General features: G+C 61.9%; 19 protein-coding genes. 9 read left to right on the forward strand and 10 right to left on the reverse strand.

Going from position 1 to position 21,933, the window contains the following annotated elements:
* Positions 1-102: 102 nt before the first annotated feature.
* Positions 103-1,002 carry a LysR family transcriptional regulator gene (locus FOC84_RS18240; protein WP_173145657.1) on the reverse strand — a complete coding sequence of 300 codons (900 nt, stop codon included), beginning with the start codon at positions 1,000-1,002 and terminating at the stop codon, positions 103-105.
* A 174-nt stretch (positions 1,003-1,176) separates the two neighbouring features.
* Between FOC84_RS18240 and FOC84_RS18245 the strand changes: the two genes are divergently transcribed.
* The 6 genes from FOC84_RS18245 (at position 1,177) to FOC84_RS18270 (ending at position 8,065) form a co-directional block, all read left to right on the forward strand.
* Positions 1,177-2,706 carry an MFS transporter gene (locus FOC84_RS18245; RefSeq protein WP_217278769.1) on the forward strand — a complete coding sequence of 510 codons (1,530 nt, stop codon included), beginning with the start codon at positions 1,177-1,179 and terminating at the stop codon, positions 2,704-2,706.
* A gap of 363 nt (positions 2,707-3,069) precedes the next feature.
* Positions 3,070-4,053, forward strand: coding sequence for a Bug family tripartite tricarboxylate transporter substrate binding protein (locus FOC84_RS18250; RefSeq protein WP_173145658.1), 984 nt, complete (start codon positions 3,070-3,072; stop codon positions 4,051-4,053).
* Positions 4,054-4,473: 420 nt separating this feature from the next.
* Entirely contained in the window at positions 4,474-4,830 is a 357-nt protein-coding gene (locus tag FOC84_RS18255) for a hypothetical protein (protein ID WP_173145659.1), read from the forward strand.
* A 270-nt stretch (positions 4,831-5,100) separates the two neighbouring features.
* Complete coding sequence (locus FOC84_RS18260) at positions 5,101-6,282, forward strand: MFS transporter (RefSeq protein WP_173145660.1); 1,182 nt, start codon at positions 5,101-5,103, stop codon at positions 6,280-6,282.
* Positions 6,283-6,481: 199 nt separating this feature from the next.
* Positions 6,482-7,411, forward strand: coding sequence for a DMT family transporter (locus tag FOC84_RS18265; protein WP_254241698.1), 930 nt, complete (start codon positions 6,482-6,484; stop codon positions 7,409-7,411).
* A 45-nt stretch (positions 7,412-7,456) separates the two neighbouring features.
* Positions 7,457-8,065 (forward strand): hypothetical protein, encoded by a 609-nt coding sequence (locus FOC84_RS18270; RefSeq protein ID WP_173145661.1) that lies wholly within the window; start codon positions 7,457-7,459, stop codon positions 8,063-8,065.
* 169 nt (positions 8,066-8,234) lie between these two features.
* Here FOC84_RS18270 and FOC84_RS18275 read toward each other — a convergent pair whose 3' ends face one another.
* The 7 genes from FOC84_RS18275 to FOC84_RS18305 all read right to left on the reverse strand — a co-directional run bounded on the left by FOC84_RS18275 (position 8,235) and on the right by FOC84_RS18305 (position 16,354).
* On the reverse strand, positions 8,235-9,068 hold the full coding sequence (locus tag FOC84_RS18275) for an ABC transporter permease (RefSeq protein ID WP_173145662.1): 834 nt from the start codon (positions 9,066-9,068) through the stop codon (positions 8,235-8,237).
* A 26-nt stretch (positions 9,069-9,094) separates the two neighbouring features.
* The gene (locus FOC84_RS18280) at positions 9,095-9,949 is read right to left on the reverse strand and encodes an ABC transporter permease (protein WP_173145663.1); all 855 of its coding nucleotides are present in this window, start codon (positions 9,947-9,949) and stop codon (positions 9,095-9,097) included.
* A 2-nt stretch (positions 9,950-9,951) separates the two neighbouring features.
* Entirely contained in the window at positions 9,952-10,998 is a 1,047-nt protein-coding gene (locus FOC84_RS18285) for an extracellular solute-binding protein (protein WP_173145664.1), read from the reverse strand.
* 11 nt (positions 10,999-11,009) lie between these two features.
* Positions 11,010-12,131 carry an ABC transporter ATP-binding protein gene (locus FOC84_RS18290; protein WP_173145665.1) on the reverse strand — a complete coding sequence of 374 codons (1,122 nt, stop codon included), beginning with the start codon at positions 12,129-12,131 and terminating at the stop codon, positions 11,010-11,012.
* A 42-nt stretch (positions 12,132-12,173) separates the two neighbouring features.
* Positions 12,174-13,604, reverse strand: coding sequence for a pyridoxal phosphate-dependent decarboxylase family protein (locus FOC84_RS18295; RefSeq protein ID WP_217278770.1), 1,431 nt, complete (start codon positions 13,602-13,604; stop codon positions 12,174-12,176).
* Between the two features lie 213 nt (positions 13,605-13,817).
* Positions 13,818-15,344, reverse strand: a complete 1,527-nt coding sequence (locus tag FOC84_RS18300) for a M81 family metallopeptidase (RefSeq protein WP_173145666.1) — start codon at positions 15,342-15,344, stop codon at positions 13,818-13,820.
* A gap of 14 nt (positions 15,345-15,358) precedes the next feature.
* Complete coding sequence (locus tag FOC84_RS18305) at positions 15,359-16,354, reverse strand: Bug family tripartite tricarboxylate transporter substrate binding protein (protein ID WP_254241699.1); 996 nt, start codon at positions 16,352-16,354, stop codon at positions 15,359-15,361.
* A gap of 187 nt (positions 16,355-16,541) precedes the next feature.
* Between FOC84_RS18305 and FOC84_RS18310 the strand changes: the two genes are divergently transcribed.
* On the forward strand, positions 16,542-17,222 hold the full coding sequence (locus tag FOC84_RS18310) for a GntR family transcriptional regulator (protein WP_173145667.1): 681 nt from the start codon (positions 16,542-16,544) through the stop codon (positions 17,220-17,222).
* Positions 17,223-17,283: 61 nt separating this feature from the next.
* Here FOC84_RS18310 and FOC84_RS18315 read toward each other — a convergent pair whose 3' ends face one another.
* The gene (locus tag FOC84_RS18315) at positions 17,284-17,955 is read right to left on the reverse strand and encodes a lysozyme inhibitor LprI family protein (protein ID WP_173145668.1); all 672 of its coding nucleotides are present in this window, start codon (positions 17,953-17,955) and stop codon (positions 17,284-17,286) included.
* A gap of 129 nt (positions 17,956-18,084) precedes the next feature.
* Positions 18,085-18,984 carry a LysR family transcriptional regulator gene (locus FOC84_RS18320; RefSeq protein ID WP_173145669.1) on the reverse strand — a complete coding sequence of 300 codons (900 nt, stop codon included), beginning with the start codon at positions 18,982-18,984 and terminating at the stop codon, positions 18,085-18,087.
* 73 nt (positions 18,985-19,057) lie between these two features.
* Here FOC84_RS18320 and FOC84_RS18325 point away from each other — a divergent pair, with 73 nt between their 5' ends.
* Both FOC84_RS18325 and FOC84_RS18330 read left to right on the forward strand, forming a co-directional pair.
* Entirely contained in the window at positions 19,058-20,257 is a 1,200-nt protein-coding gene (locus FOC84_RS18325; protein WP_173145670.1) for a pyridoxal phosphate-dependent aminotransferase, read from the forward strand.
* Between the two features lie 66 nt (positions 20,258-20,323).
* Entirely contained in the window at positions 20,324-21,931 is a 1,608-nt protein-coding gene (locus FOC84_RS18330; RefSeq protein ID WP_173145671.1) for a thiamine pyrophosphate-binding protein, read from the forward strand.
* The last annotated feature ends 2 nt before the right edge of the window (positions 21,932-21,933 follow it).

Here is a 21,933-nt window from a genome sequence, read left to right on the forward strand (position 1 = left end):
CATTCAACTTGGGAATCGGCCGAAAAAGTTCGCTAAGGATGGCGCGGAAGCAGCGAGGATTTGAGTCCGTCACAAATGGACCGCGATGGGTCGGAAACGGGGCTAAACAAGATTCGGTTCGGGAAATAGATTCTCTGCCATGAAATCTACAAATGCCCGGACCCGGGGGGATAGCTGCCGATTGGACGGCCATAAAACCCAAAACGTGCTGGAACTACCCGCCCACCGATCCAGCACACTCTGAAGCGCGCCACTTTCCAATGCCGGTTGAACGGCAAAGTCCGGCAGGCAGGCAATGCCGTGGCCCTGCACAGCCATATGCAGAAGCGTCTCGACATGGTTGCTGGTCATGCTGGCCGTCAGACGAATCACCGTTTCCGACGGGGGGCGGATCAATGGCCATTTCTCTAGCGTGCCGGTAGTCGGAAATCGGTGCATCAGGCAGGCGTGTTGCGTCAGTTCTTCCGGATGCAGCGGAGTACCTCGTTGTGCGAAGTAACCAGGCGCACCGACATACACGAAGCGGCTGCTGCCCAGGCGCTTGCTCAACAAACGGGAGTCGCTGAGTTCGCCCGTACGCACCACGGCATCGAAGCCTTCGGCTATGACATCCACTAGCCGGTCGCTGAAGTCCAGATCCAGCTCAATCTGGGGGTAGCGATGAGCAAAGGCCGATAGCGCCGGCAGCATCAGACCGCTGACCAATGGCAGACTCACCCGCAGGCGGCCTCTAGGACTGGCGGTTGTGCTGGCCAATTCATTCTCCGCCGCGGCGATTTCAGCCAGGATTCGTCGACAGCGGTCAAGGAACAGTGTGCCTTCTGGTGTCAAGCTGACGCTGCGGGTACTGCGCTGAAACAGGCGCACGCCGAGCTTTTCCTCAAGCCGGGCTACCCCCTTGCTGATTGCCGACGCGGAGACGCCCAATTGGCGCCCAGCAGTCGCGAAGCTATGCACCTCAGCGACCAGAACAAAAATTGTCATACCACTCAGGCTATCCATTTCGCCTCCAATAAGTGACAAATTAGTCATGTTAGCGATGAATTTACCCATATTTTTGGCAAATTGATTCCCATGTAGCATTAATTGGGAGTGCCACAGCGGAACTCCGCCCACGCCTTGGCCTGCGGCGGCGTGAGGATTCTGCGTGGCTTTAGCCTATTGCCTGGATACCCGATGACAGCCAGCACTTCAGCCGCAGGCTCGACAGCCTACAAAGCACCACTAATCTTGACTGGCTGCCTGACAGCAGCGGTCATCCCATTGAGCATCGCCGGCCCCGCCGTGGTGGTGCCCTCAATCAATCAGGCTCTTGGGGGGAGCGCCGCGGAACTTACTTGGATCATCAACGCCTACATCCTTACCTACGGCAGCGCGACTCTAGCTGCAGGGAGTCTAGCGGACACGTATGGGCGCAAGCGGCTGTGGTTGGCTGGCATGGTTCTGTTCGCGCTCGTAACGGCTGCAATTCCTTTTATGCCATCCGTTCTGTGGATCGACATCTTGAGGCTGATCCAGGGGCTAGGGGCAGCTGCAGCGTTCGCGGGCGCAATGGCCGCATTGACACAGGAGTTCGACGGCCACGCGCGCACTCGTGTTTTCAGTTTGATCGGGACGACCTTTGGCGCGGGAGCTGCATTTGGTCCGTTCCTAGCCGGACTCTTGATCGATACCGTGGGTTGGCATTGGGTGTTTCTACTGCCGGCATGGGTTGCATTGCTTGCTTCCGTCCTGATCTCGCTATTCGCACGTGAAACACGTGATCCCGAAGCCACAGGGTTGGATTGGCCTGGAGCTATCACCTTCACTATCGGGCTCGCTGTACTCACCTACGGCCTCATTCTCGCCCCCGAGAAGGGCTGGGGCCACACGTCGGTACTTACTTCCTTGGCGAGTGCCGTTGGACTGTTGATGGCCTTCGCCTTCATTGAACTGCGGCGAGCCAAGCCTATGCTCGACCTCTCCCTATTTGACAACGCGCGGTTTGTAGGAGTGCAGGTGTTGGCGGTTGCGCCGGCCTATGCGTATATCGTGCTGCTCATCATATTGCCCGCCCGATTCATCGGGATGGAAGGCTATAGCGCGTTGGCGGCGGGGAAGATGATGATTGCGTTATCTGCGCCATTACTGGTGGTTCCTTTCATCGCAGGCCAACTGGCGCGCTGGATCAATGTTGGCGTGTTATCAAGTATTGGTCTTGCCATCGCTGCGGCCGGTTTGTCCTGGTTGGGTTACGGCATCGCTGGCGATGTCCAAAGTAACCGCTTGGCCGCGATGCTGCTGATCGGCGCGGGTATCGGTTTGCCATGGGGCCTTATGGACGGTCTGGCGGTCAGCGTGGTACCCAAAGAGCGGGCCGGCATGGCGGCGGGGATCTTCAACGCGATTCGTCTGGCTGGGGATGGCATCGCTATCGCAGCGGTCGGGGCCATCCTGTCTGCTCGGATTCTATCGGGCTTGGCAGCTGCAGCGGAGGATAGCGCGTCAGGTCACATGAAAACGAGCGAGTTGGTGAAGGCTTCGAATCGGCTGGCAATGAGCGACCTGCAAAACGCCATGGCCCAGCTACCGATGATGGAGAAAAATTCTTTGCTGCGGGTGTATGAGAGCGCCTTTCAGTTCCAGCTCCTTGTGTTGGCAGCGGCTGCGGCAGCGACAGCAGTTTTGGTATTTCTACTGTTGGGAAAAACGAAGATGCATAACTGAGTCGCGCAGGCTCAGGGCAGAGCCTTGCAACGCGTAGGGCCTACGAAGATGCCATGATCGAAGAACAGCTTGACCAGCGCCCGATAGCACGCGTCCGCACGACCGGCAGACCCTGCACTAAGAACGGGAGGCTCGAATTGGAGTCATCCCGTTTTTTTTGTTCGGACTAAAGCCGTCTCGATAAGCCGCGCTTGTCGCCGGAAAATTAGGGTTATCCGGGATTCTTTATGCTTAAACTTTTGTGAAGAATGAGCGGCAGATGCAGGGCCGCCGCCGCGATGAGGCATCAAGGCGGTTCACCGTGGTGCGGCAAGTGACGCACACGCGCGGGATAGCGGGGTGACCCCCCATAAGGAGAATCGCATGCTGTTGCGTAGACGTTGTCTGGCCATGATGATGCTGGCGTTGACTGGCTGGGTGACGGGCAGCCATGCGCAAACGCCGTCTCAGGCCTGGCCCGCCAAGCCCGTGCGCCTGGTCGTGGGGCTGGCGCCCGGAGGGCTGGTCGACGTGCTGGCGCGCACGGTGCAGCCGCACTTGGCCGAGGCCTTGAAGCAGACCGTTATCGTGGAGAATCGGGGCGGCGCGGGCGGCAACGTGGCGGGAGCCGAGGTTGTGCGCAATGGTGGAGACAACCATACCTTCTTGCTCAATCCATCGACGACCGAATCGGTCAACCCGCTGATGTTCGCCAGCATGCCGTTCGATCCGCAGCGGGACCTGCGGCCGGTTGCCTTGCTGGCCAACAGCCAGTTGTTCCTGTTTGTCCGGTCATCGCTTGGCGTCGATACGCTCGAGGAGTTCGTGGCATACGCGCGCAAGCGGCCCGATCCTCTCAATTACGGTTCGGCCGGAAACGGCACGACGCCGCATCTGGCCGGCGAGCTGCTCAAGCAGGCTACTGGCATGCAGGCCACCCATGCGCCGTATCGCGGCGTGGCGCCGGCGATACAAGACCTGGCAGCGGGCCAGATCGACTTCGCGTTTGGACCTGCCACGGTCTTTCCCATGGTGCAATCGGGCAAACTGAAGGTACTGGCGGTGGCGAGCCGGCAACGCGCTGCCGTGGCGCCCGACATACGGACCTTTTCCGAGGTCGGCATCGACGGTGTTTTCGCGGACAGCCTGTTCGGCGTGTATGCCGCCGCTGGCACCCGCGATGAGGTGGTCGATCGCATGAACACCGAAATTAACAAAGTGCTTGCGCGGCCGGAGATCCAGGCGCGCTTTCTGGATGCGGGCGCCGAGGCGCTACCGCTGCGCGTGGCCGACTATGCCGCGCGCGTGCAGGACGAAAAGAAATTGTTCGCCCCGTTGATGCGTTCGTTGGGGCTAAAGGAACAATAGATAGAACAACGATCCAAAAATAGGGTGTCAGACTATATTTACGCAACGCCGACATGGCGAAATCGTAGTCTGACACCATATTCGAAATATGCTCCTGATGTAGTCCATCTGGCCGACACCCGCGCCGCAAGCCTGCCACTACAGTTCGGGCTATGAATACGAACACCCCCGAAGAACAACCCCGCGGACCGCTCCGCGACCACCCCGGCCCAGCATCGTTCCTGGATCCGGTCGGCGAGCAGCCGGCAAGCAAGGCGACAAGGCACAGGCCTGAAACAGGGGGGATTCAACAGCCCCAGTGCGCTGCGATATCAGCCATAATCAATTCAACCTGGCCCGAGTGACGGCAGGAGTTCAGTTTTCGTTCCCACATGAACCGGTAGCGGGTGGGCCGTAGCGTACTCAGTGCGGAATATCTCAATGATGACACCGGAAACGCCAGACGACGACTTGGTACGGACCCGCAGCCACAGGCCTCGCGACCTGCCCCAGGGCTTTCGGGCTGGATTGATTACGGCCATCACGGTATTGCTTGGCTTTTCGCTGGGTTTCCTGCGCTACTGGGGCTTCGACGCGCCGGGCGATTGGAGCGCGCTGTCCGTGCTGCCGGGCGTGTCCCTGTTGCTCGCCAGCCTGCTGCAGATAATTGCTCTTTACCGCGCCTTGCGTTTGGAGGATGAAGCCGAGGATGAATACCGGAAAACCGTGCGATGGTTCATCGCGTCGGCGATACTGCTGTTGCTGGGTGTGACAGCGGCGTTGTGGGAGGCGGCGTGATAAGAGAGGGATTGGAGCGGATGAAGGGAATCGAACTTTCGCATGAAGCTTGGGAAGCCACCGTTCTACCGTTGAACTACACCCGCTCGGGTGTTGTGCGCCGGGACAAAACCCGGGCAGAGGCGGCGTTGTAGACCGGGTTTCCGGCTGTCAGCCAAGCGCCAGGGAGCTACCGCTACACTTTCGGCATCCCGCGCCGATGGCCGCCGGACCGGCCCCGTGCGCAGAGGCAAGGCGGCGGGCAGGCGGTTGATCTCTCATTCTCTCGTCATGTCGCAACCCGATTCGTTCAATCTGAAACAGATCGCCGTGCCGGCGTTCGGCCCGTCGCTGCTCTATGGCATCAGCAACGGCGCCATCCTTCCCGTGATCGCGCTCACCGCGCGCGATCAGGGCGCATCGATGGCCGCCGCCGGCCTGATAGCCGCCCTCATCGGGGTCGGCTCGCTGCTTTCCAATATTCCGTCCGCGCTGATCACCGACCGCTTCGGCGAGAAGCGGGCCATGGCCGGTGCGGCTGTGCTGAGCGTGGTCGGTCTTCTGCTCGTGATCGGCGTGCCCAACCTCTGGGTGATGGCGCTGGCCATGCTGATGCAGGGATGCGCGCAGTCGGTGTTTCAGCTGGCGCGCCAGAGCTACATGATTGAAGTCGTGCCGCTGGCGTACAGGGCGCGCGCCCTGTCCACGCTTGGCGGTACGACGCGGATCGGCACCTTCTTCGGCCCCTTTGCGGGGGCGGCGCTGATCCATTTCGTCGGGCTCGACGGCGCCTATTGGGTTGCCGTCTGCGCCATGCTCGGCGCGGGATTCATCGCCATCAAGGCGCCCGACATCGAGCCCTCGGCTGGTGGACACGCGGGCGCTCCGCGGGCGCGCATCGGCGAGGTCGCGCGCGACCATCGCGGCGTGTACGCCACGCTCGGCGTGGGTGTGATGCTGGTCAGCGCGCTGCGTGCGTCGCGCCAGGTGGTGATTCCCCTGTGGGCAGACCATCTGGGACTCGATGCCACTACTACCTCGCTTATCTACGGACTGGTCGCCGCAGTCGATATGTCAGTGTTCTATCCGGCGGGCAAGGTGATGGACCAGCGTGGCCGCTTGTGGGTGGCGCTGCCGTGCACGCTGCTGATGGGGCTGAGCCTGATGGCGATCCCGCTCACCGAAGGGGTGGCGAGCTTCATCCTGGCGTCGGCGCTGCTGGGTTTCGGCAACGGCATCGGATCGGGCATCGTGATGACACTGGGCGCCGACGCCGCGCCGGCGGGCGCGCGCACGCAGTTCCTCGGCATCTGGCGCTTCATGGCCGACCTGGGCGCAAGCGGCGGCCCAGTGGCGCTGTCGATGCTGACCGCCCTGGTGTCGCTCGGCGGCGCATCGTTCGGCGTCGGCACCTTGGGCCTGGTGGCGGCCGGCGTATTCTGGCGCTGGCTGCCGCGCCGCGCGCAGGCTTGAGCGCCGCGGCGTGCCATCCCAGGCCTGGGTTGCATATCGGCAGCTAACCTCGCTGCCCGCTTCTCGGCCGCCGGCGCGCCTGCCGCTGCCAGCTAAAATCCCGCATGCGCATTGAGGGCTGCCACGGTTGGACAACCTCGATGCCTTGCGTTTGCACCGTCGCCTCGCGCGACCACCACGCCTCACCTTCGAAGCACAGATGAAAAATACGTTGATGGCCACGCACCTGCGCCTGGTCGGCATGGCAGCGCTCTGGGGCGCGTCGTGGTCTTGGGGCAAGGTCGTCGCCCAGTCCATGGCTCCACTGGCCGCGGCCAGCCTGCGGTTCCTGTTTGCCAGTGTGGTGTTGGTCCTGTGGATGCATCGCGTCTCGGCGCTGCGCGGCCTGAAGTCCCTGACGCTCAACCAATGGCTCGGCCTGGCCGCCGCCGCGCTGGCGGGCGTCTTCGGCTACGCCAGCTTCTTCATGTTGAGCCTGCAGCTGGTGCCGGCCGGCAAGGCGGCGATCGTGGTGACGCTGAACCCCGGCGCGACGCTGTTGCTGGCGGCGATCCTGTTCCGCGAACACCTCAACTTCGCCATCCTGGCCGGCATGGTCCTGTCGGCCATCGGTGCGTATATCGCCATCGGCGGCGGGGGTTCACAAGCCGCTGTCGGCTCCGGCGTAGGCATCGGCGAACTGCTGCTGCTCGGTTGCGTGGCCTGCTGGGTGGCCTACACCCTGATCGGACGGCTGGTGCTCAAGGGCGTGGACGCCCTGACCACCACCACGGTGACCACCATGATCGGCGCGCTGATGCTGTTGCTCGCCAGCCTGATCGTGGAAGGCATTCCCGCCTGGGCGAAATTGGGACAGGCCCCTGCCAGCGCCTGGGGCAGTTTGCTGGCCCTGGCGTTCGGTGCGACCGCGATCGCCTATGCCTGGTATTTCGAAGGTGTGAAGATGCTGGGCGCTGGCGCGGCCTCCGGCTACATCACGCTGGTGCCCGTATTCGGTGTGCTGTTCTCCAGCCTTTGGCTGGGCGAAGCCACCACCGCGAATCTGTTCATCGGCGCCGCCCTTGCGATCTCGGGCATGGCCATCATGCACGTTGGCCGGCGTCGCGCCGAGGCGCGGCAGCGCCGATAAGCGGTGCATCAGTCCCGAGGAAATCGATACGCAATTGGCTCAGACATGACTAGCAACGAGGGCATCCAGGCGTCGGTCTATACCCGATGGCACCAGTTGTCGGTGCCGTTGGCCTTCGCCTTGGCGGCGGGAAGTTTCATGCTGGTGGTGTTCAACCGCGGGCCGATCGCCTTGGCGGCCGTGCTGGCGGTGCTGGGGTTGCTTGTGCCGCCTCTGGTGGCGTTCAAGGGCTTTCCCACACGCAATACCGTCAAGGTGACACCCGAGGGGCTGGAGTTTTCGCGCCGTTCTCCCGTCGCCTTCGCCCAGTTGTCCAGCTGGGGCACTGACGACTATCTCAAGCTGGTTCGCCCCGGCCTGCCGACGCTACTGGTCAGCGCAGTGGACCTGCCCAGGCGTGAACGTCTGTTGCGCGAGTTCGAGCAGTCGTTGGCGGCGTGGCAAAAGCGCCAGCCCGCCGCTACGCAGGCGGCACGCCGCACGCATTTCTATGGCTCCACGGCGGGGCGCCTGGTGGGCTTGTTGATTACCGCCCTGGGGGCGGGCTCGGCGATCATGGCGCTGAGCTTGCGCGAGCCATCGATGCCACTGGCTATCGTTGGCGGGCTGGGAGCGCTATTCGGATTGACGATGCTGTTTGGCCGGCGGGGCTGAATGGCAAGGGCGGCGAGTCGCTGCCCGAGGGGCCTGTGCTGGTGGGGAGACGGGGCCAGCGGCCGCTCCAAGGCTGCCGGATCGAGTTGACGGCCCGCATGGAAATGCACTGTTCCCCACAATTTTCTCCAAGGATTTTCAGTACCTGCCAATAGTATGTCGGCAACCTCTACTCGGTGCTGCTGCGCGCTAATTTCGGGCGTCGCATCAGCGCGGCAATTGCTGCGACCATAAGGATGGAAACCGCGACCAGCATCGTCGCCACCGCGGTAATGGTGGGATCGATGCGTTCGAGAAGCTGAGTGAACATGCGCTTGGGTATCGTGTCGTGCGTCCCGGCCAGAAAAACTGTGACAGTGATTTCGTCAAAGCTGATCATGAAAGCGAATAGCCATGCCGCGAACAGATGGGGGGCCATGTTCGGCGCGACCACCCGCCAAAGTACAGTTGTGCGCGATGCGCCAAGCGTGTACGCGACCTGCTCGACACGGACATCGAGCGTGGCAAGACCGGTTGATATCACTAGTACAACGTAAGGCGCGGCCAGGACTGCGTGTGCCAGAATGAGCCCGCCCATGGTTCCGAGCAGGCCTATGTTGGCAAAGAAGATATAGAGTGCAACGCCGGTGATCACGTGCGGAACCACCATGGGCGCCGCAAAATTCAACTCGAGCAGAGACCGGCCACGGAACCTGCCGCGAACCAGTCCGTATGCGGCGACGCTGCCGAGGCAAAGAGCGATAAGGCTGGAAAGCAGCGCAATGAATACGGAGTTCCGGAGTGCTTCGATCCATCGCGGATCGCCGAAGAATGCTTCGTACCATCGCAACGAGTAGCCAGGCGGAGGGAACTCCAGGGTGCTGGAACTGGAGAAGGACATCGGCACCACGATGACGACGGGAATGCAAATGAAGAAAAGGACAAGAGATGCATATACGGCCAGTATGGCGGGGCCTAGTTTGCGGACCTTCTTGATGTCCTGCACAGCCTGGGATTCTTCCACTAGAAGCCTTGACGACATGGGAGACCTTATGACGAACGTGGATTGAGCCGCCCAAGCCTTCTGCTTGTGGCGTACAAAACAAGGCAGGCAAGCAGCAGGGCGATGGAAATGGCGGATGCCAGGTTCCAGTCGGGCATGCGGTTGATCAGCAAATCAAGCATGTTGACTAGCATCGGCACGCGTCCGCCGCCCAGAATCATGGGCGTTACGTAGAAGCCTAGAGCCATCAGGAACACCAACAGCCCTCCCGCTGCGAGCGCGGGTAGCGTCAGCGGCAAGAAGATTCGCCAAAATACCGTCCGTTCCGTCGCTCCCAGGGAGCGCGCGGCATGCAGGAGTCTCGGATCGACGTTGCGCATTGCCGCGTATAGGGGCAATACCAGAAAGGGCAGCAGGGCATTGACCACGCCGAGGGTTACGCCGCCGCGGTTGTACAAGAAAGCGATCGGGCCGTCGACGAGCCCCCCGGATTGCAACAGGCCGTTGACGATGCCGGCATTGCCCAACAGGATGATCCACGCGTAGGTACGGATGAGCACGCTCACCCAGAATGGGATGACCACGAGCGCAAGGGCGAAGAGTTGCGCCCTGGGAGTCAGGCCGCTGATCCAGTATGCCAACGGATAGCCTAGCGCCATGCAGGCCAGCGTGGCGAGCGCGGAGATGATGAAGGTATTGGCAATGACCTTTATATACAGCGGCGAGCCGAGTAGCTCGCCATAGTGTGCCAGCGTCGGATGCGGCCAGCCAAAGCTGCGGATCAGTGTGTCGAGTAGCGGCAGGTTGAAAGCCAATACCATCAGCATGAGTAGCGGAGCGACCAGCTTTAGCTCCGCTCGGCTGTTGCGCTGCCGTGCCGCGCTTTTCTTCGTCGGGTGCATTTTCAAAGCCCCAGCTTGAAGAGTTGCCAACGCTTTTCGACCACGGAGGCATGGGCGGCCCAGAATGCTTCATTGGGCAGGATCTGTACCTCCCGATTGGCGCGGCTCGTCGGGAACTGCGCCAGCTTGTCCTGCGGGAGCAGCTTGTCCAGGTAGGGACTATTGCCGGTGTAGGGGATAATCTTCGCCGCCTCCGCCTGGGAAGCTGGCAGCGTCATCTGATGGAGCAGGCCAAAGGCGGCGCTGGCTTGGGCTGGTGCGGCGCCTCGCGGCATGACGAAGTAACCGATATTGAGCAGCCCCTGATTGAATTCCAGCCGCAGCTTTGGGTTCCCCGCAACGCGGCCCGAATAGGAGGCGGCGTAGCGGACTTCGTTATCCAACAGCAATTGCGCGGGCTGGGCGCCACTGGACCACCATACCGGTACGTGCGATTTGATCCTCTCCAGGCTGGCAAAGGCTCGATCGAAGTCGATGGGATAGAGGTTCTCGGGCGCCACGCCATCGGCAAGCAGTGCGATGGGCAGGGAGTAGTACGGGATATCGGGCAATGAGCGCCAGCCCGGAAACTTCGCGGTATCCCAGAAATCCTTCCAGTTGGCCAACGGAGCGGCATCGGCCCGTCCAGATAGCGTGACCGAGAAATACTGATATCCCATGCCATGTGTGTGCCGGGCTTCGGGGAACATCGCGGCGGGATCGATCTGTGCCCAGTCCAAAGGCGCAAGCAGGTTGAGCGCCATGGCTTGGGCCAGGGCGGGGCCGCCGATTTCGTGCAGCACGGAGTCGATGCGCCCGGATTCAACCATCGCCCGCAGTTTTCCCAGGGGCGTTCCGGTCGTGTCTTCCCGTTGCACCGTGATGCCGGTGCGCGCGGTGTAGGCATCGATGTAACCTCTTTGGAGAGCCTCGCCGGACTGGCCCCCGGCCGCGATGATGCGTATGGACTTGACCGTTGCCGACGCTGATGCTGCGGCACGCACCAGTGTGGGTGTGGCGCATGCGCCCATGGTAGCCAGCGACGACTTGATGAAAGTACGACGTTCCATGAAGGACTCCGTTAGTGCAGGTGGGTGACAGTGGCGGGGGGATGCGCCAATTTGGCGGGTTGTTTCTCCGGAAGCAGCCAGACGGCGTTTTCAGGCCATGAGAGAACCACCTGGTCTCCGATAGCGAACCGGACTTTTTCGTCGCTGGCGGCGACTATGAACGGACGCGCCTGGCTGGTTTGGACGTGATAGCGTATGGACTGCCCCAGATAGACAATTTCCAGGACGCGCCCTCTGAGGCCTGTGTGCCCGGCAGATGGGGCGGATAGTGTGGTCCGTTCGGGCCGGACGATCGCCTGCACGAGATCGCCGTCCGTTGGTGGCTGTGATAGTCCCGAGGGATGGACTACCAGCCTCTCGCCTTTTCCAAGGTCAAGAATGAGCTTGGAATCTGCCGTCGCAAGACGGCCGCGCAGGAAATTGGCGGTACCCAGAAAGCCGGCCACAAACGAATTGCTTGGCCGCGAGTAGATTTCCTGCGGCGACCCGACCTGTTGCATCATGCCTTCAGCCAGGAGCATTACCCGGTCAGACATGGACAATGCTTCTTCCTGGTCGTGGGTAACAAGGATGGTCGTCGTACCCAGAGAACGCTGCAGGCGCCGCAATTCCACCTGCACCTCTTCGCGCAGTTGTTTGTCCAACGCTCCCATGGGTTCATCCAGCAACAGGATGTCGGGCTGGAAAACCAAGGCTCGTGCGAGCGCCACACGCTGTTGTTGGCCGCCGGATAGCTGCCCAGGCCGACGGTTGTGCAGACCATCCAGGCGCAGCAACGCGAGCACGTCCTTCACCTTTTTGTCTATTGCGCCGGCATCGTTGCGCCGGATTCGCAAAGGAAACGCGATGTTCTCGCGCACCGACAAATGGGGAAAGAGTGCATAGCTTTGGAAGACGAGGCCGATGTTGCGCTGTGCAGGGGGGAGTCGGGTGACGTCGCGCGGGCCGAGGAGGATCGCTCCTTCGCTGGGCAGCGTAAGCCCGGCGATCAAGGCCAGCGTAGTGCTCTTGCCGGAGCCGCTTGGGCCGAGGATGGTTAGGAACTCCCCTTGTTCCACGTGCAGGTTCAGATCGCGCAAGGCTGCCGTGCCATCGTAGTGCTTGGACAGTTTGGCAATGGTGATTGCTGTCATATCGACTCCCCTATTCTTGGTGGCGCTACAGTGCTTGGGTGCTCAGTAGGTATGGGCGTTGGTTTGCGCCGTCAGCTTGTTGTCACGTACGTTTTTGACGGCTGCGCGCAGGTCGTCGAGGTACCTTTCCATGATGGATTGGTGCACCGGATTCACCATGAAGTGGATTGCCACGGGATCCACGCCGACGCCGACGAACCATCCCTTTTTGTCCAGTTCCTGGGCGACAGCGTTGATGTCGACCGATGGATCTTGCGATCGATAAAGCACGAAAGAGAGCTCGCTATGAGGACGGAGCACTTCCAGGCCCTCGATGTCCTCTATCCCTTGGATCATGCGATTGCGCGTATCGGCCACGATCTTGGCAATACCCCGATATCCCTCGGTGCCCAAGTAGTTCAAGACCGCCCAAGCCGAGGCGACGGGGCTGGCCGGGCGTGTACCCAGAAAGGTGTCCGTCTCGTAGTGGCCACGCGGCCAATCGTCGAATTCGAAGCGTTGGTGTTGTTTGAAGATTTCGTTGCGGTACAGAATCAGCGAGGCGCCTTTCGCGGCGAATCCGTACTTATGGATGTCGGCCGAAATGCTCGTGACGCCAGGCAGCGAGAAATCAAAGTCAGGAATGGGTTCGCCATTGAGCTTCATGAACGGGCCGAGAAAGCCGCCCACGCACGCGTCCACATGCAGTGGAACTTGGTGCTTCAACGCGACCTCTGAAAGTGCGGCGATCGGATCGTAGACTCCATGCGGGTATGCAGGAGCGGAACCCACTATGAGTGCCGTGCGCTCGTCAACGGCAGCATTCAGCGCCTGGACGTCGACCCGGAAATCGTCGCCGATGGCAATGCGCTGTACGTCCATGTCCAGGTAATACGCGGCCTTGTTAAACGCCGGGTGTGCTGAACGCGGGACCACGATCTTGAGCCGTTCATGGCTGGCGGCAACCCGAGTCGCCCTTTTCAGGCTACGCGCCGATTTCACCGCCTGGAAAATGCTCTCGGTACCCCCCGAAGTGAAGCTGCCTGCGGCGCCAGCCGGAGCATTGAACAGGGAAAGCGCCATGTCGATGACTTCCGATTCAAGGCGCTGGACACTGGGGAACGCCTTGCGGCCCAGGCCGTTCTCCATGAAGTACTTAGCCGAGGCGTTCTTCGATACGGCGCCGAGCGCGTCATCCAGCCAATAGACATAGAGCGCCATTCTGCCTTCGTCCCAGCGGTAGTCCCCATTTTTGGCGTCATCCAGGCGCTTCTCCAGCGCGCGCCAGGGCGTGCCGGTGGCTGGAAATTCGATTCGCGGGGATAGAGGGGAATGAGGCGTGATCATGGCAGGTGCTTTATGTGAAGGTGAATGAGAAGTTAAGATATCACGAACGATTAAATTTGTGATCACAAAAATGGATCGGGAATTCCCGTATGAGGCCAGGACGATCCAGGGGATCCGCGAAATTTCCGTGAGAACGCCCAGTTCCATGGGCGCGCGTATGCCCGCCGGAAGGTCGACGTTCTATGCGATTGGATCTTTTGCGAGAAGGCCTATCGGCGAGGCATGAAAGATGCCGCGTTCCGACAGCGCGGGGCGGCAAGACGGACTGCCGTGCCGAGCGCTTCCGTCGATGCGCCGGGCCGCAGTGACAATAGCCGGCCCGATACGGGCGCGTCATGCGCCGCGATACGCCACGCCGGCTTAGGCGAAACGATCGATCGAGTACCACGGCCCTAGGAGGGGCGCCGCCGTCACGTCGTGCTCGGGCCAAATCCGACTGTCATTCCAGGCAAAACGGCGGGGAGCATAAATGCTAAGCCCTGGGCTGGCGACAGCGAGCGCTGTCCCGATGCCCGCAAAGTTCAGCTTGAAGTGGTAGCCCGACTTGATGCCGACAAAATCGAATTCGCCCGGTTCGACGCCATGGCTGCGGAACCCCTGCGGATCGTGAATCAGTCCAGGCTGGCTGGTGGCGATGACGACGGAACCATCGGGTATGCGCAAGGTCGCTGTCAGGCCAAGTTGAATCAACGTTCCCTGCTTGTATGGCCCGCTCACGACGTAGCTGCCCGGTCCCAACGCGATGACCTCGACCTCGGTTTCCAGTGACGACAGGCCAGGCGTATCAAGGCCCCCAAGTCTGGCGACGAAGCGAGCGCCGACGCCAAGCGCATACGCATCCTGGACCGCGATTGCATCGGTCACCGTGACGGCGCAGCGCAGCGGCCGCTGGCGATGCTGGGCATGGCGCAGGATTTCAATGCTGTCGCCAGGCGCTCCAGCAAGCACGCGATCTCCCATATCAGCCAGAAGAAACGGGCGTTCATTGGGACTTTCCTGAACCTTGTCGAGAGCTGCTTCCGTGGTCGGTAGCGTATCTGGAAATTCATCACGCCGAAGCCAGAAATCGCCCGCCAGCTTTGCGGACAGCTTGGCGGCGAGCACGGCATCGCCATCGGCGATGACCAGTGCGCCTTGGCCCATGGCCTGGCCGTTGGCGTAGGGAAAAACGTTGAGTAGGGAAATATCCAGTACCGCTGGGTGTTGGTGCTGCATCTGGCGGGCTTGCTCGTGCAGCGCCTGGAGCGGGCCTGAACTGGTGTCGGCATTCCCTGGCAGAATCATGCGAGCCTTGGTGAGCACCGAAACCGGCCTGATCTTCCTTCGGATTGCAGCCTCCAGCAGTTGGACGCAGCGGCGGCCGCAGTCCATGACGTCGCGATGCGGGTTTTCCTTGCAGGCGCTGACAATGTCTGCCGCCGTCAGCATGTCGGCCGTTATATGGCAATGGAGATCCAGGCCGACGGCAATTGGCACGTCCTCGCCCACCCAGGCGCGCAAGAGTTTAAGGAAGTGGCCTTCGACATCGCTAATCGACGCGGTGGCCATGGCGCCATGCAGCTCCAGCGCGATGCCGTCGATTCGTCCAAATCGGTCCAGAGTGCTTGCTATGCTTGTCTTGAACCGCGCCACGAGGTTCTCGTACACGTCTTCATCGACCGGGCCGCCAGGCGCAGCCTCGGCGAAGAGGGCCGGTATGGCCGTGTGTCCTCGCTGCGTCAGCTCCGAAACAATGCCTCCCAAGGTAGTGCCCGCGCCTTGCATCTTGGATATGAGCTCGGGGCCTTCGATCCATGTAAATGCGGTTGCAGTGGTCCGGCGAGGGCTGAACGCATGTGTCTCGTGGAAAAAGCCGCCAGCAACAATCTTCAAGGATTCGGTTTTCATGCCAGTTCAGACGCTCAGTTGACTCGCGGCATTTGCGTGTCGCGGATCATCTGCCCCATTTCCTGGAGGCCCTTTTTTAACTGTGCGGCATATTCGGCGCCGTTCAGCGGCATTGCGTCCATGCCCAACTTGTCGAATGACTCGAGCGTCTTGGCATCACGGACTGCCGCGATGGCTGCATCCTGCAAAATGGCAAGCACCTCGGGCGGAGTGCCGAGTGGCGCGGCAAGCCCGATCGAGGCGTCGATCTGTACTGGCCAGCCGCTCTCCCGAAGCGTTGGTATGTCTGGGTACTCGGGCCAGCGCATAGTACCCACTGACGCAATCATTCGCAGTTTGCCGGCTTGCATGTGCGGTAGAACGTCGGAGGGGTTCGCGACGGTGACGTCTATTTGCTTGCCCAGGAGGGCGTTAACCGTCTCGGTGCCGGACTTGTACAAGACTTGTTCGAACTTGCCTCCGGTCTGGCGGCTTAGCTCGAGCACCGCGAGGTTGACAGCGGCGCTGGGCGAGCCGAGAAAAACGCCATCACCCTTCTTTGCGGTGTTCAGTAAGTCTTGTAGGGTGAGATAGGGGGAATCGGCCCGTACCACGATGCCGTAACGGTACCGTCCCACGCCTGCCACGAAGGCGAAATCCTGATCTGCATAGGGGAGCTTCATCAGGTGCGGCAGGATGGCCTGTGTGGAATAAGTGACCACGCCGACGGTATAGCCGTCTGGCGCCTGGCGCGCGACATAGCTTGGGCCGAGCGTACCGAGCGCACCGGGTTTGTTTTCGACCACCACGGGTCGGCCCAGTCTCGCTTCCATGCCCTTGGCCAGAACGCGCGCAGCCACGTCGGTGCTACCGCCGGGGCCGTAATTGACGACAAGGTGAATTTCGTTCTTGGGGAAGTCCGCCGCCGCGGCGGCTGTCCCCAGACTGGAGAAGGCAAGGAAGGCGGCGAGGGCTATGCGCGCGCATGGGCTGGCATCGATGCTGCAATTCTGGGACGTGGTGTTGGCCATGTCGAATCCCCGGAGTGTCGGTGTTGTTCTTTTAATGTATCACCAATTAAATAAAATGTGATCACAAAACAGGGCTAGGGAATTCCCTTGCGACCTGGCCAGGCAGTGACGCCGGGGTGCGCCGCGCGAAATTCTGGGAGAATTGGCCCTGTTTTATGTCACATTCAACTCCGCCATGCAGCGTGCCATGTCCGAAGCAACCCCAGAAACCGCTATGCGCGATAGCGTCTATCAAGGCATTCGTGGGTCTCTGATCTGCGGGCGTTTCGCGCCTGGAGAAAAACTGCTGCTGCGGCAACTCGCGTCGGAATTCGAGGTCAGTCTGACGCCGGTTCGAGAAGCGCTGCACCGTCTCATTGCGGAAGGCGTGCTGACGCAGGAGCACAGCCGCTCCGTGCGCGTGCCCATATTGTCGAAAGCACGGGTGCTGGAGTTACGGGACATCCGCCTTTCGTTGGAAGGCCTGGCTGCCGAACGCGCCGCCGCGAACGCGACGGCGGCCGATATCAAGGTACTGGAGCGGTTGGCGGGCGAGGTCGAGGCCGCCCGTCGTGCGGGTGATATCGCAAAGGACACGCAAAAGGTGGCCGAGTTTCAGGTCGCTCTTTACCGAGCAAGCGAAATGCCTGTACTCGTGCGGCACATCGAAATGCTGTGGTTGCAGACCGGTCCCTACATTCGGTTGTTGCATCCGGATTTCATCCGCATGGTGCAACAGGTGCGCGCAGGTTGGCGATATGAGCTATGCGACGCTTTGCGTGAGCGCGACGGCGGCAAGGCTCGGCAATTGATAGAGACCGATATTTCCGAAGCCCTCACTTATTTGGCAAATCTCTTCGACGCGGCCGCATTGATCAACCACGCTTGAGGGCTTCGGTCGTTGAGCGTGACGTGATGGGTCCGCGCCGCTCTCTATCGTGCGGCGCCGCTCAGCGCACCGCGAACCAGGCCCCCTCCATACTGCCATTCATGCCGCAGAACGGCGGGCCGAAGCCGTCGTTTGCCACTCCGGCGGGCGGTGTTTCGCGCACCGCCAGCACGGCGCCGCGGCGCGTCAGGTCCAGGGTCCAGGGCGGCCCGTCCTGGTAGGTGACGATCAGGCTGTCGCCGACGGCGACTGCCTTGCCGCTCAGGTCGCAGACCCAGCGGCCGTTGTAGGGCTGGGCCGAGTTGGCGGCCACGAACAACTGGCCGTCGGCGGCTCGGGTGATTTCGATTTCGCCTTCGAGGTTCTTCCACTTGCCGACAAAGCCGGCAGGCGGCTGCGGATTGATGGCCTTCAGAAATTCCAGGCGGTAGCGCATGCTGGTGCCGATCTCCTTGACCGGCGTGCTTCCGGCAAAGGGCTCGGCATAGATCTTGTCCCGCACGCCCAGGAAATAACGTTGATCGGCGGTCAGCGACTTGACCGCCTCGGCGTCGAGCTTGCCACGCACTGCTTTGTACTGCTGCGCGATGGCCGCGTCCTGGTCGGCCAGCGCGGGGTGGGCGCAAATGGCTTTTTCGACCGGAGTCGCGGCTTTGGCGCAGTTGAAAGAGGGGGCAGCCGCGGCGCTGCCCGCCATGGCCAACGATGCTGCAAAGACCAGATGACGGATCATCGTGTGTAGGGCTCCAGGTTGTGTGCAAGTCCGGGCAGCCCGCAGGCGCCGAGACAACGGCGCAGTGTACCGGCGCGGGCGTTGTTGGGGCCGTTGCCGTCCGCGCGGTCACGCGTGCCGCGCCGCGGGCTACTTCTTCTTCTGGCTGGTCTTGGCCTGTTTCCAGAACGCTGCCGCCGCGGGAGACAGGCGGTTCTCGTTCAGGCATGCCAGTCCGACGCGCCGTGCCGTCTTGGGCAGCAAAGGCCGATAGACCACGCCGGGATAGGCGTCTGGCAATGCCATCGATGCCACCACCGATATTCCTTCGCCCTTCTGTACGAACGCCAGAATCGACAGCATCTGGGTCAGTTCGTGCGAGATCTTCGGCGCGGTGTCGGATCGCGCGAACATCTTGGCGACCAGGCTCTGTGATCCCGCGTGGGTCAGGATCAAGGGGTAGCGGCCCAGATGGCGGATGTCGATGGATGCCGCCGCGGCCAGCGCATGGCCTTCCGGCAGGACCGCAACCAATTCGTCCTCGGCCAATTGCAGGGTATCGAAATTGCTTTTGGGCAGGGTGACGACGCCGATCTCCAGCCGGCGTTCGATCAAATCCTGTTCGATCTCGGCATCGGCTTTCTCGAAGACCCGTACATCGATTCCGGGATAGAGCTGCCGGAAACGTTGCAGCAGCGGCGGCAGAAGCTGCAGCGAGGAACTCAGGCCGAACGACCCCAACCGAAGCATCCCGCTGTTGAGGCCCGCGCTTGCTCCCGCGGTTGCCTGGATGAGGTGCATCGCGGCAAACAGGTCGCGCACGTGGGGGAGTATCTGCTGCCCGGCATGGGTGAGTTCCAGCTGCGGGGCATTGCGATCGATCAGGTCAGTGCCCAGCGTGGTTTCGAGCGCACGCAACACGTGGCTGGTGGTGGACGGCGTCATGCCTATCTTGGAGCCGCCGCTGGCGATGCCGTCCGACGCCGCAAGCGACAGGAATAGCTCCAGTTGACGCAAGGTGGGCGCATTGGGTCCAAGCGGAGATGTCATATTGAATTCAAATTCAATTGTTGTTGAATCCTTTGAATTCTAGACTTATTCCCGTCGCCACCGGAAAAAGTCCATGCTCTCGCCACTCGTTGCCACTCTGCGTTCCTCTCCCATTCAAGTCATGGCGGAGCAGACCCGCCAGGCCATTCAGCAGGGCTGCAGCGTCATCGACATGACGCTGGGCGAGCCCGATTTCCCGACGCCTGCCCATATCTGCGAGGCCGCGGCGCGCGCCATCGCGGACGGCCAGACGCGTTACACGCCGATCAACGGCACCCCGCTGTTGCGCGAGGCGATCGTCGAGAAGTTCCGCAGGGACAACGGCCTTGAATGCACGATGGCGCAGATCAATGTGGGTTGCGGCGGCAAGCAGGTGATCTATCAGGCCTTCCTGGCCACCTTGTCGCCTGGCGACGAGGTGATGATCCCGGCGCCGTATTGGGCGTCCTACAGCGATATCGTGTCGATGAATGGCGGCGTGCTGCGTCCCTTGGCGACGGCGCCGGACGAGGCTTATGCGCTGCGTCCGGAGGTGCTCGAGGCAGCCATTACGCCGAAGACCAAATGGCTGGTCCTGAACTCGCCCAGCAACCCCAGCGGCACCGCCTACACGCAACAGCAGCTGGAGCAGTTCGCCGCCGTCATCCGGGGGAGCCGCAATCAGGACTTCCTGATCATGGTCGATGACATTTACGAACACATACTCTATGACGGCAGGACTTTCGTCACGTTCGCACAGGTCGCGCCGGATCTGGCGCATCGGATCCTGACCGTCAACGGCGTATCCAAGGCCTACTCGATGACAGGCTGGCGGGTAGGTTACGCCTGTGGTCCCGGGTTCTTGATCGATGCCATGACGAAAGTGCAGATGCAGATCAACTCCCACACGTCCTCGGTGTCGCAGGCGGCCGCAGCCGCCGCGCTCGCGGGCCCGCAGGACGAGGTGCGCCGGCGCTGCGGCATCTTCCAGCAGCGCCGCGATTACCTGCTGGCGCAGTTCGCGCAAATCGATGGCCTGGCGACGCCCCGGCCGGAAGGGGCGTTTTACCTGTTTCCCGACGTGCGCAGTTTCATCGGCCGCAAGACGCCAGCAGGACTACGCCTGGATGATGACGTTGCGCTGGCCTCATACCTGCTGGGCGCGGGCGTGGCGGTCGTGCCGGGTTCGGGATTCGGCATGCCGGGATTCATGCGTCTTTCGTACGCGACCTCCGATGAAAACCTGCGCGTCGCCGCCGCCCGCATGGCCGCCTCTCTGGGCAATCTTCAATAGCCGCGACGCTAGGCGCCGCCATTTTTCAAGCACTCATACCAGAGCTTTCCTAAAGGGGAATGTTGCATGTCCACGGTTTCGCAGATCATCGGTAAACGCCTGTACGAGGCGGGGTGCCGCCACGCATTCGGCATTCCTGGCGGCGAGGTCCTGTCCGTCATGCGCGGATTGGACGATGCAGGGGTCAAGTTCACGCTGGTCAAGCATGAGAACTCCGGCGGCTTCATGGCAGAGGGCGTGTTCCACCGCACGGGCGCGCCGGGCGTGCTGGTCGCCACCCTGGGGCCCGGCGTGGCCAATGCGGTGAATGTGGTGGCCAATGCGCTGCAGGACCGCGTGCCCATGATCTTCCTGACCGGCTGCGTCGACGAGGACGAAGCCGCCACTTACACCCACCAGGTGTTCGACCATGCCGCTCTGATGCGGCCGATCACCAAGGCGTCGTTGCGCATGACGCCGGGTAATGCCGAGGCCATCATGGACAAGGCGCTTGCCATCGCCATGGATGATCCCCCGGGACCGGTTCACGTCGACGTGCCGATCAGCGTTGCCATCGCCGAGGCCGCCGTGGCCAGGGGCGCCCGGCGCGTCCAGCCGGCCCCGGCCGTTCCCGCGCATACCGAGCAGCTCGAACTGGCACGGTCGTGGTTGGGCAAAGCCAAGCGCCCCGTCATCATCGCCGGCGTGGAGGCCTTGCATCATCGCGCGGAGGAGCAGGTCCGCGCGCTGGTGCAGAAGCATCGGATCCCGCTGATCACCACGTACAAGGCCAAGGGCATCATCGACGAGCGCGACGATATGGCCGTGGGCGGCATGGGCCTTTCGCCGAAGGCCGACAACATCGTGCTGCCGTTGATCAAGGAAGCGGACGTGGTGCTGTTGCTGGGCTACGACCCCATCGAAATGCGGGTGGGCTGGCGCAACATCTGGGAGGACGGCGCGCACGTGATCGAGCTGTCCTCGAACCGCAATACGCACTACATGCACCAGTCGGCGATCAGCTTCGTGGGCGATATCAAACACGGGATGGAGGTGTTGGCCGATGGCCTGCGCACGGTATCTGAATGGAAGGGCGACGAGGTTCAAGCCATCAAGCGTGCGCTGGCGGACATCTACCGCGTCGACGAAGAATGGGGCCCCGGCGCCATCGTGGATGTTGCGCGCGCGGAAATGCCGGCCAATACCGTGGCGTCGGTCGACAGCGGCGCGCACCGGATCCTGCTGTCCCAGACCTGGCAGTGCTACGAGCCCCGCACCCTGATGCAGTCTTCGGGTCTCTGCACCATGGGTTGCTCGCTGCCGCTGGGCATAGGCGCCAAGCTGGCCGAGCCCGACCGCCCCGTGGCTGTCTTCACGGGCGATGCCTGCCTGGAGATGACGCTGGGCGAATTGGCGACGGCGCGGGACGCCAAGACCCCGGTCATCGTCTTCGTGTTCGCCGACGAATCCCTGTCCCTGATCGAGATCAAGCAGCGCGGCACCGGGCAGCCGAACCTGGGAGTGGATTTCCCCGGGACGGACTTTGCGGCCGTGGCCAGGAGCATGGGCGGCCTGGGCTTCGACGTGCAGGACCGCGCGGGCCTGGCGCAGGCGATACGCGCGGCCCTGGCGGCAAAGACGTATTCGATCATCTCTTGCCGCATCCCGCGCAAGGCGTACGACAACCGGATCTGAGG

It is taken from the genome of Achromobacter pestifer (assembly GCF_013267355.1).
GTDB classification, from domain to species: Bacteria; Pseudomonadota; Gammaproteobacteria; order Burkholderiales; family Burkholderiaceae_B; genus Achromobacter; species Achromobacter pestifer_A.

Bases quoted from the DNA above. Each gene is read 5' to 3' on its own strand.
- FOC84_RS18240 (WP_173145657.1), bottom strand. From the start codon at position 1,002: ATGGATAGCCTGAGTGGTATGACAATTTTTGTTCTGGTCGCTGAGGTG.
- FOC84_RS18245 (WP_217278769.1), top strand. From the start codon at position 1,177: ATGACAGCCAGCACTTCAGCCGCAGGCTCGACAGCCTACAAAGCACCA.
- FOC84_RS18250 (WP_173145658.1), top strand. From the start codon at position 3,070: ATGCTGTTGCGTAGACGTTGTCTGGCCATGATGATGCTGGCGTTGACT.
- FOC84_RS18255 (WP_173145659.1), top strand. From the start codon at position 4,474: ATGATGACACCGGAAACGCCAGACGACGACTTGGTACGGACCCGCAGC.
- FOC84_RS18260 (WP_173145660.1), top strand. From the start codon at position 5,101: ATGTCGCAACCCGATTCGTTCAATCTGAAACAGATCGCCGTGCCGGCG.
- FOC84_RS18265 (WP_254241698.1), top strand. From the start codon at position 6,482: ATGAAAAATACGTTGATGGCCACGCACCTGCGCCTGGTCGGCATGGCA.
- FOC84_RS18270 (WP_173145661.1), top strand. From the start codon at position 7,457: ATGACTAGCAACGAGGGCATCCAGGCGTCGGTCTATACCCGATGGCAC.
- FOC84_RS18280 (WP_173145663.1), bottom strand. From the start codon at position 9,949: ATGCACCCGACGAAGAAAAGCGCGGCACGGCAGCGCAACAGCCGAGCG.
- FOC84_RS18285 (WP_173145664.1), bottom strand. From the start codon at position 10,998: ATGGAACGTCGTACTTTCATCAAGTCGTCGCTGGCTACCATGGGCGCA.
- FOC84_RS18290 (WP_173145665.1), bottom strand. From the start codon at position 12,131: ATGACAGCAATCACCATTGCCAAACTGTCCAAGCACTACGATGGCACG.
- FOC84_RS18295 (WP_217278770.1), bottom strand. From the start codon at position 13,604: ATGGAACTGGGCGTTCTCACGGAAATTTCGCGGATCCCCTGGATCGTC.
- FOC84_RS18300 (WP_173145666.1), bottom strand. From the start codon at position 15,344: ATGAAAACCGAATCCTTGAAGATTGTTGCTGGCGGCTTTTTCCACGAG.
- FOC84_RS18305 (WP_254241699.1), bottom strand. From the start codon at position 16,354: ATGGCCAACACCACGTCCCAGAATTGCAGCATCGATGCCAGCCCATGC.
- FOC84_RS18310 (WP_173145667.1), top strand. From the start codon at position 16,542: ATGTCCGAAGCAACCCCAGAAACCGCTATGCGCGATAGCGTCTATCAA.
- FOC84_RS18315 (WP_173145668.1), bottom strand. From the start codon at position 17,955: ATGATCCGTCATCTGGTCTTTGCAGCATCGTTGGCCATGGCGGGCAGC.
- FOC84_RS18320 (WP_173145669.1), bottom strand. From the start codon at position 18,984: ATGACATCTCCGCTTGGACCCAATGCGCCCACCTTGCGTCAACTGGAG.
- FOC84_RS18325 (WP_173145670.1), top strand. From the start codon at position 19,058: ATGCTCTCGCCACTCGTTGCCACTCTGCGTTCCTCTCCCATTCAAGTC.
- FOC84_RS18330 (WP_173145671.1), top strand. From the start codon at position 20,324: ATGTCCACGGTTTCGCAGATCATCGGTAAACGCCTGTACGAGGCGGGG.